This is a genomic window from uncultured Sphingomonas sp. (assembly GCF_946477935.1).
Classification (GTDB): domain Bacteria; phylum Pseudomonadota; class Alphaproteobacteria; order Sphingomonadales; family Sphingomonadaceae; genus Sphingomonas.
This window is the reverse complement of the sequence record NZ_CAMLAC010000155.1, coordinates 1-8,608: the sequence shown is the minus strand read 5'-3', so window position 1 is coordinate 8,608 and position 8,608 is coordinate 1. Positions and strand designations below refer to the sequence as shown.

Sequence of the window (8,608 nt, the reverse complement as noted above, 5' to 3'; positions counted from 1 at the left end):
TCGGCGGGACCGCCGATCAGGATGAAGCGCCGGTCGCAATAGCCGCAATCGACATAGCCGGTCTCGTCGATCTGGAGCCAGACGCGCGGATGGCCGAGCGCGGCTCCGCCGGCGATGTCGGTGGCGCCGTCACAGGCGACGCGGGCGTGCGAGACGCGGGTGGTTTCGGGCGGCGGCAACATGATGCGCCTGCGATTAGCAGGCACGCGCCTTCTGTTCAATTCCCGGTTGTTGGTCGCCGCGCACACGCCTATCGCGGGGCGCATGACGGACGCGGCCATCTCGATCGACGGATTGTGCAAGACCTATGCGGGCGGCAAGCGCGCGCTGGACGGGGTCAGCTTCGATGTACCGCGCGGCCAGATCTTCGGCCTGCTCGGCCCCAACGGCGCCGGCAAGTCGACGCTGATCAACATCCTGGCCGGGCTGGTCAACAAGACCGAGGGTCATGCCAGCATCTGGGGCTTCGACATCGACGCGCACCCGCGCAACGCCAAGGCGTCGATCGGCATCGTCAACCAGGAGATCCTGTTCGATCCCTTCTTCACGCCCATCGAAACGCTCGAGATCCAGGCGGGCCTGTACGGCGTCCCAAAGGCCAAACGCCGCTCGATGGAATTGCTGCAGGCGGTCCATCTGGCGGACAAGGCCAATGCCTATGCGCGTACCCTGTCTGGCGGCATGAAGCGCCGCCTGATGGTCGCCAAGGCGATGGTCCACACGCCCCCCGTGCTGGTCCTCGACGAGCCGACCGCGGGCGTCGACATCGAACTGCGCCAGCAACTCTGGGCCTATGTGCGCGAGTTGAACCGCGGCGGCGTCACCGTGGTGCTGACCACGCACTATCTGGAAGAGGCCGAGGAGCTGTGCGACCGCATCGCGATCATCAATCACGGCCGCCTCGTCGCAAACGAGCCGACCCGCGACCTGGTCGGCAAGGCGCAGGAGAAGATCGTCGCGGTCACCGTCGATCGTGACGTCGCGGTGGTCCCCGACAATGCGTGCTTCGGCAAGATCGTGCTGAAAGGCACGCGCACGCTGGAGATCACCTACGCGAAGGACCGGGTCAACGCCGGCGAAGTCCTCGCCGCGGTCACGCGCGAAGGATATGGCATCGTCGACGTCAGCACCAAGGAAGCCGACCTCGAAGACGTCTTCCTGAGCCTGACCCGCTCGGTGGGGTGATCATCACTCCCTCTCCCTTCCGGGGAGAGGGAAGGGGCCCGCTGCCGTAAGGCAGTGGGAAGGGTGAGGGGCAGACCAGCAGTGCAGCGCTGCTTGGCACCCCCTCACCCTCCCGCCGCTTTCGCGGCGGGCCCCTCCCTCTCCCCAGTGGGGAGAAGGCCTTACCGCTCAAATCGTCATCACCGAGCCCGCATCGACCCGCATGTTGGCGCCGGTGATGAACCCCGCCCGTTCCGAACACAGGAAGGCGATCATCGCCGCCACCTCCTCGGGCTTGCCGCGGCGGCCGCGCACCATGCCGGGTCGCTCTTCCTTCAGGAAGCTCTCGATCGCCTCCTCACGCGTCGTGCGGCGCTGTTTGGCGCGCTCGTCCATCATCGCATCGGTCATCGGCGTCGCGATAAAGGCGGGCGACACCGCGTTCACCAGGATGTTCTCCCTGCCATATGCCTTGGACAACCCCTTGGAGAGCGACAGAAGTCCCGCTTTCGACGCGCAATAGGGCAGCTCGTCGACATAGGGTTGCACCCCGTCCTCGGACGCGACCATCACGATCCGCCCCCAGCCCTTGCCCCGCATCCCCGGGATCGCCGCACGGCACATCCGCACCGCGCCCAGCAGGTTGATGTCCAGCGTTTCCAGCCAGCCGCGCTCGTCCACCGACAGGAAATCGCCGGTCGCGCCCGTGACCCCTGCCGCATTCACCAGGATGTCCGGATTGCCGAGTTGCCGATAGACCGACGCGAACAGCCGCGACACGTCGATCGTGTCGGTCACGTCGGCGGTCACCGCGATCACCTCGCCATGCCTGGCCAGCATGCTGCGCGCCTGTTCCAGCGGCTCGTGCGTCTTGTCGGTGATCGCGACGCGGCATCCCGCCTCCAGCAGCATCCGCGCCGTCTCCAGCCCGATGCCGCTGTCCGCACCCGTCACCAGCGCGATGCGCCCGGCAATCTCCAGATCCATGTCATTCTCCAAATCCTGTGGGGGCGGGACGAAGGGACGCGCATTGTGGTTCCCACCCTCCCTTGCGCCCGCGCGCGCCGCCTGCCATCCGACGCGCTTTATTCCTGCCGGAGAGTGCCCGACGTGACCGGTTCCGCATCGACGAGCGATGTCCTGATCGTGGGGTCCGGCGCGGCCGGGCTGACCGCCGCGCTCAACCTGGCGGAACGGTTCAAGGTCACCGTGCTGGCCAAGGGCGCGCTGAACGAGGGCTCGACCGCCTGGGCGCAAGGGGGGATCGCGGCGGTGCTGGAGCCGGGCGACACCTTCGACAACCATGTCGAGGATACGATGGTCGCCGGCGCCGGCCTGAACGACCGCAGCATCGTGGAGTTCGTGGTGGAAGGCGCGCCCGCCGCGATCGAGCGGCTGCAAAAACTGGGCGTCCCCTTTGCCGAGGAAGGCGGCACGCTGCACCTGACGCGCGAGGGCGGCCATTCGCACCGCCGCATCGTCCATGTGGCGGACGCCACCGGATGGGCAGTGCAGGAGGCGCTGCAAAAGGCGGCGGAGGCGCATCCCAACATCACCCTGATCCCCGATCAGGTCGCGATCGACCTCGCCACCAGCCGGCACGAGATGCGCTATTCGGGTGCGGGCCATGTCTGGGGCGTCTATGCGGTCGATCGCCGCACCGGCCGCGTCGGCCTCTACACCGCACGCGCGACGATTCTGGCGACCGGCGGCGCGGGCCGCACCTATCTGTTCTCCACCGCGCCGCGCGGCGCGACCGGCGACGGAATCGCGATGGCGTGGCGCGCCGGCGCGCGCGTGTCGAATATGGAATTCATGCAGTTCCACCCGACCTGCCTCTATAATCTCGACGTCAAGAACTTCCTGATCACCGAGGCGGTGCGCGGCGAAGGCGGCCGCCTGTGCAACCCGCGCACCGGCCACCGCTTCATGCCCGATGTCGACCCCCGCGCCGAACTGGCGCCGCGCGACGTCGTCGCCCGCGCGATCGACGCCGAGATCAAGCGCGACGGCCTCGACTACGTCCATCTCGACATCAGCCACATGTCGCCCGATTTCATCCGCGGCCACTTCCCCAACATCCAGGAAAAGCTCGGCAGCCTCGGCATCGACATGACGACGGCGCCGATCCCCGTCGTGCCCGCGCAGCACTACACCTGCGGCGGCATCGTCGTGGACCGCGACGGGCATACCGACCTCCCCGGCCTCTATGCGGTCGGCGAATGCACCCAGTCGGGCCTGCACGGCGCCAATCGCCTCGCCTCCAACTCGCTGCTCGAATGCTTCGTCTTCGGCGAGGCGGCCGCGAACCACATCACCGCACACTGGGCGGACCTGCCACCGCCGCCCGCGATCCGGCCTTGGGACGAAAGCCGCGTCACCGATTCGGACGAGGAGGTGGTCATCAAGCAGAACTGGACGGAGATCCGCCGGTTCATGTGGAATTATGTCGGCATCGTGCGCACCACCAAGCGGTTGCAGCGCGCCGCCAACCGCATCCGCATGCTGAACGACGAGGTGGCCGAGCATTACGGGCACTTCCGCGTCACGCCCGACCTGATCGAACTGCGCAACCTGCTCCAGACCGCCGACCTGATCGTCCGCTCCGCGCTTCACCGCAAGGAGAGTCGCGGGCTGCACTACACGCTCGATTATCCCGAAACCCTGCCGCACGCGGTGGACACCATCCTCGTCCCCTGACGCGTGACGGGTTTCGCGGTTCGCCGCACCCCTGCCGCGCTTTATCGCAACCCGCGGAAAACCGCGGTTTCCTGACACCGCTGGACCGGTCAAGGATCGCATCATCGTGCGGGGTGCTTTTGTGAACATGCGTTTGGCCGGGTTCGGCAGATGGGCGACGATTGCGGGTCTGCTGGCGCTTGCCGGATGCAATGTGGTGCCGAGCCCCGGCGCCAGCGCCAACGCGCCGATGCGGGAGCCGGAGGTGGCCGTATCGATTCCCGTGCCGCCCCCTCGCCCGCGCGCCGCACCCAGCGCGCCGCAGGGTCTGATCCGCACCATCCAGTCGCTCTATGCCGGGTTCGAGGGCAAGAAGGGCATCGCAATCCGCGCCGTCGATGACGGCTGGACGGTGGAGGCGGGTGGCCGCCAGCGCCTGCCCCAGCAATCCGTCTCGAAGCTTTGGGTGGCGATCACGCTGCTCGACCTGCGCGACAAGGGCAAGGCGCGACTGGACGATCCCATCACCGTCCGGCGCGAAGACCTGACGCTGTTTCACCAGCCCATCGCCTATCTGGTGAAAGGTGACGGTTTCCAGACCACCGTCGGCGGCCTGCTCACCCGCGCGCTGACCCAAAGCGACAATACCGCCAACGACCGGCTGCTGACCTATGTCGGCGGACCGGCGGCGGTGCGGCGGATGATCGCGGAGAAACGGCTGGGCGATATCCGCTTCGGCCCCGGCGAGCGTCTGCTCCAGGCCAAGACTGCGGGCCTGACCTGGCAGCCCGCCTATGCGCTGGGCAATGCCTTTTCCGTGGCGCGCGCCCGGCTAGACCCGGCGGCACGCGCCACCGCGCTCGACGCCTATGTCGCCGATCCGCCAGACGGCGCCGCCCCGATCGCCATCGCCGATGCGCTCGCCCGGCTGACCCGCGGCGAAATCTTGTCCGAAACCTCGACCCGCATCCTGCTGGAAACGATGGGCGCCTCGCGCACCGGCCATGCCCGCCTGCGCGCGGCGATTCCGCCAAGCTGGCAGCTCGCGCACAAGACCGGCACCGGCCAGGATCTCGGCCGTCGCAATGCCGGCTTCAACGATGTCGGCCTGCTCACCGCGCCCGACGGCCGCCGTTTCGCCGTCGCGGTGATGATCGGCGACACGACCGAGCCGATCCGCAACCGCCAGGTACTGATCCAGAAGGTCGCCGCGGCGGTCGCCGACCATGCGGGTACGCCGCAAGGGCCGGGATCGATCGCGAACTAGCCGGCATCCCCACACTTGGCCGAAGGCAGGGGCTGTTTACCCATCCCTGCATCCGCTACATCCCGAACCGTCATGCCCCATCTCTATCTCGTCGACGGCTCCGGCTATATCTTCCGCGCCTATCACCGGCTGCCGCCGCTCACCAACAAGCATGGCGAGCCGGTGGGTGCGGTCTATGGCTACACCACCATGTTGTGGAAGCTGGTGGACGAGCTGCACGCCGCCGAAGGACCGACCCATATGGCGGTCATCCTCGACAAATCGTCGAAGACGTTCCGCAACGACCTGTATGATCAGTACAAGGCGCACCGGCCGCCGCCACCCGAAGATCTGGTGCCGCAATTCCCGATGATCCGCGACGCCACCCGCGCCTTCTCGCTGCCCTGCATCGAGACCGAGGGGCTGGAGGCCGACGACATCATCGCCTGCTATGCCAAGGCGGCGTTGGCGCAGGGGTGGCAGGTAACGATCGTCTCGTCCGACAAGGACCTGATGCAGCTCATCGAGCCGGGCCTCGACCTCTACGACACGATGAACAACCGGCGGCTGGGGCCGGAGCATGTCGCGGAGAAGTTTCACGGCATCGCGCCCTCGCAACTGGGCGACGTGCTGGCGCTGATGGGCGACAGCGTCGACAACGTTCCCGGCGTCCCCGGCGTGGGGCCGAAGACCGCGGCCAAGCTGATCCTTGAACATGGCGACCTCACCGCCGTCCTCGCCGCTGCCGAGGGGATGAAGAAGGGCAAGCTGCGCGACAATCTGATCGAACATGCCGACATGGCGCGCCTCAGCCGCGAACTGGTCTCGTTGCGCTGCGACGTCGCGCTGCCCGAACCGCTCGAAGACCTGGAACTCAAGGGCATTCCCGACGCGCCCTTGCGCGCCTTTCTCGAACATCACGGCTTCCGCTCGCTCCTGACCAAGCTTGGCCAGGTCGCCGACGCGCCGGTGGAAAACCCGGTCTCCGTCGATCTGCCCGAGGACGATGATCCCCCCTGCAACCATGACGGCTACGAGACGGTGCAGGATGTGGACGCGCTCGATCGCTGGATCACCGTCGCACGCCACCAGGGCTGGATCGCGGTCGATACCGAGACCAGCTCGACCGACGCGACCCAGGCCGAACTGGTCGGCGTCAGCTTCGCCCTCGCGCCCAACCTCGCCTGCTACATCCCGCTCGGCCATGGCGGGCACGACCTGCTCGCCGAGGTGCCGGTGCAGATCGACCGCGACGTCGCGCTCGCAAAGCTGAAGGAACTGATGGAGGACCCGTCCGTCCTCAAGATCGGCCACAACCTGAAATTCGACATGATCGTGCTGGGCGAGCGCGGCATCGCGGTCGCGCCGCATGACGACACGATCGTGATGAGCTTCGACCTCGATGCCGGGCTCCACGGGCATGGCATGGACGAACTGGCCGCGACGCACCTGTCGCATAGCTGCATCGCGTTCAAGGATGTGGTCGGCACCGGCAAGACGCAGCGCGGCTTTCACGAGGTCGATCTGAACGCCGCCACTCGCTACGCCGCCGAGGATGCGGACGTGACGCTGCGCCTCTGGAAGCGATTCAAGGCGCGTCTGCCCGCCGAAGGCGCGACCCGCGTGTACGAGATGGTCGACCGCCCGCTGGTGCCCGTCATCGCGCGCATGGAGCGCCACGGCATCAAGGTCGACCGCGAGGTGCTGGCCCGCCTGTCCGACGAGTTCGCCGGCCGCATCGCCGAGCGCGAGGGCGAGATCCACGCGCTCGCCGGCCAGCCCTTCACCATCGGCAGCCCCAAGCAGCTCGGCGACATCCTGTTCGAGAAGCTGGGCCTGAAGGGTGGCCGCAAGGGCAAGTCGGGCGTCTATTCCACCGACGTCACCGAACTGGAACGCCTGGCGCGCGACGGCGGGCCGGGCGCCGAGATCGTGCGCAAGGTGCTGGACTGGCGCCAGCTCACCAAGCTGAAGAACACCTATACCGACGCGCTGCAGGCGCAGATCAACCCCAAGACGGGCCGCGTCCACACCAGCTACTCGCTGACCGGGGCGCAGACCGGTCGCCTGTCCTCGACCGAGCCCAATCTCCAGAACATCCCGATCCGCACCGAGGTCGGCCGCCAGATCCGCGACGCCTTCGTGGCGGAACCGGGCAACGTCATTCTCGCCGCGGACTATAGCCAGATCGAACTCCGCCTCGCCGCGCACATGGCCGACGTGCCCGCGTTGCGCGACGCGTTCGCGAATGGCGACGACATCCACAGTCTGACCGCGACCGAGCTGTTCGGCGAGGTTAACCGCGACACCCGCGCGCGGGCCAAGACGATCAACTTCGCGATCCTCTACGGCATCAGCCGCTGGGGTCTCGCCGGCCGTCTCGAGGTTTCGGCGGACGAGGCGCAGGCGATGATCGATCGCTATTTCGAGCGTTTCCCGGGCATCAACCGCTACATGGCGGAAACGCTGACCCAGGTGCGCGACCACGGCTTCACCCAGACGCTGTTCGGTCGCAAGACGCACTTCCCGCGCATCAAGTCGAAGAACCAGGGCGAGCGGCAGGGCGCCGAGCGCGCCGCGATCAACGCGCCGATCCAGGGCACGTCCGCGGATATCATCAAGCGCGCGATGGTGCGCATGGAGCCGGCGCTGGAAGCCGCCGGCCTGGGCCATGTCCGCATGCTCCTCCAGGTCCATGACGAACTTGTCTTCGAACTGCCGGAGGGCGATGTGGAGGCCGCCAGCGCGGTGATCCGCGAGGTGATGGAACGCGCCGCGGAACCCGCGGTGATGCTGTCGGTGCCGCTTGGCGTCGAGATCGGCACGGGAGCAAGCTGGGGAGCGGCGCATTGACCGGCCGCCCTCGCGCGTGGCCGGCGAAAGCCTGACGTCCATGGCTTCCTCTTCCCAGGACATCGACACGCTCGCCAAGGGCGGGCGAACCAATATCGCCGGCTTCATCCTGCGTCTGGCCGCACGCATCCCGTTCCTGTTCATCGCCGGCCGCATCTACGGCCCCGATCTGGTCGGCCGTTTCGCGATCGCGGTGGTGGTGGTCGAACTGGCGGCGCTGATCGCCACGCTGGGGCTGAAACGCGGACTGGCGCAGGCGCTGTCCGCGACCGACCGGCCGCATGTGAACGTGGTGTGGGACGCGATGGCGCTCGCCCTGATCGCCAGCGTCGCGGCCAGCAGCTTCTTGTGGATCTTTCCGGAGATCATGTACCCCAACACGGCGATCACCGGGCTTGACCGGTGGTTGCCGGCGATCATCGTGGCGTCGGCCTGGTCCGACGTCAGCCTCGCCGCGCTTGCCTATCGGCTGAACGTGAAGGCCGCGGTCACCGCGCGCGCGGTGGTAGAGCCGTGGACGATCTCGATCGCTGCCTGGGTCTTCTCCTTCTTCACCATCCGCGACGGCCTCGTCCTCTCCTACGTCGCCTCGATGATCGCCGCGCTCATCGCCAGCATCGTCCCCCTCATTCGCAGCTACGGCCTCCCCCGCGGCTGGTCCCCCGA

The 8,608-nt window shown here is 67.5% G+C and carries 7 protein-coding genes; 5 read left to right on the top strand and 2 right to left on the bottom strand.

Annotated elements, in window-relative coordinates:
- The coding region (locus Q0U08_RS14510; protein ID WP_298092163.1) for a zinc-finger domain-containing protein at positions 1 to 182 on the bottom strand (182 nt) is incomplete at its 3' end.
- 82 nt (positions 183 to 264) lie between these two features.
- Here Q0U08_RS14510 and Q0U08_RS14505 point away from each other — a divergent pair.
- Entirely contained in the window at positions 265 to 1,185 is a 921-nt protein-coding gene (locus tag Q0U08_RS14505; RefSeq protein WP_298092161.1) for an ABC transporter ATP-binding protein, read from the top strand.
- Positions 1,186 to 1,353: 168 nt separating this feature from the next.
- Here Q0U08_RS14505 and Q0U08_RS14500 read toward each other — a convergent pair whose 3' ends face one another.
- Entirely contained in the window at positions 1,354 to 2,151 is a 798-nt protein-coding gene (locus Q0U08_RS14500; protein ID WP_298092159.1) for an SDR family NAD(P)-dependent oxidoreductase, read from the bottom strand.
- A gap of 123 nt (positions 2,152 to 2,274) precedes the next feature.
- Here Q0U08_RS14500 and nadB point away from each other — a divergent pair, with 123 nt between their 5' ends.
- The 4 genes from nadB to Q0U08_RS14480 form a co-directional block, all read left to right on the top strand.
- Positions 2,275 to 3,864: an L-aspartate oxidase gene (nadB, locus tag Q0U08_RS14495; RefSeq protein ID WP_298092157.1), complete on the top strand. Its 1,590-nt coding sequence runs from the start codon at positions 2,275 to 2,277 to the stop codon at positions 3,862 to 3,864.
- Between the two features lie 106 nt (positions 3,865 to 3,970).
- Positions 3,971 to 5,110 (top strand): serine hydrolase, encoded by a 1,140-nt coding sequence (locus tag Q0U08_RS14490; protein WP_298092156.1) that lies wholly within the window; start codon positions 3,971 to 3,973, stop codon positions 5,108 to 5,110.
- A 72-nt stretch (positions 5,111 to 5,182) separates the two neighbouring features.
- Positions 5,183 to 7,942 (top strand): DNA polymerase I, encoded by a 2,760-nt coding sequence (polA, locus tag Q0U08_RS14485; protein WP_298092154.1) that lies wholly within the window; start codon positions 5,183 to 5,185, stop codon positions 7,940 to 7,942.
- Positions 7,943 to 7,982: 40 nt separating this feature from the next.
- A partial coding sequence (locus Q0U08_RS14480) for a lipopolysaccharide biosynthesis protein (RefSeq protein ID WP_367271138.1) occupies positions 7,983 to 8,608 on the top strand: 626 nt, incomplete at its 3' end.

Excerpts from the sequence above, each read along its gene's own strand:
- Q0U08_RS14505 (WP_298092161.1), top strand. The coding sequence starts at position 265 with ATGACGGACGCGGCCATCTCGATCGACGGATTGTGCAAGACCTATGCG.
- Q0U08_RS14500 (WP_298092159.1), bottom strand. The coding sequence starts at position 2,151 with ATGGATCTGGAGATTGCCGGGCGCATCGCGCTGGTGACGGGTGCGGAC.
- polA (WP_298092154.1), top strand. The coding sequence starts at position 5,183 with ATGCCCCATCTCTATCTCGTCGACGGCTCCGGCTATATCTTCCGCGCC.